The organism is Faecalibacterium sp. DFI.5.82 (assembly GCF_029076575.1).
Lineage (GTDB): Bacteria > Bacillota > Clostridia > Oscillospirales > Ruminococcaceae > Faecalibacterium > Faecalibacterium duncaniae.
Genome location: NZ_JARFIS010000214.1, coordinates 1 through 339, shown reverse-complemented (window position 1 = coordinate 339; position 339 = coordinate 1). Strand labels below are relative to the sequence as shown.

General features: G+C 60.2%; 1 pseudogene. It reads left to right on the top strand.

Annotated features, from left to right (window positions below):
* Window positions 1-109: 109 nt before the first annotated feature.
* Window positions 110-339, top strand: a pseudogene (locus tag P0G09_RS16300) (hypothetical protein); the annotation flags it as partial.

Sequence of the window (339 nt, the reverse complement as noted above, 5' to 3'; positions counted from 1 at the left end):
TCCCTTGCGCCTAGTTTATCAGGCGGCACACGGGGCTGTCAAGCGTTGACGGGGCCCCGCTGCCGTTTTATAATGTAAGAAACAATCTGCCCGAAAGAGGTCGAAGAGGTTGGAAGAAAAAAACTACCGCGTTCTGCGCATTGAGGAGCAGCTTTATGGCTGCGAGGAGCTGCCCGAGGGCCAGCCCGTGCTCTGTGATGTCCTGCTGGAGGCTGCCGATGGCACGCAGCGGGTTCTCCCCGACCCGGATGCCGAGCTGACCCGGCTGGACATCAACGAGGGCAGCACTGTCACCCTGCGGGATCACAGGCTGGCCAAGGCGGTGCACAAGGTCTATTT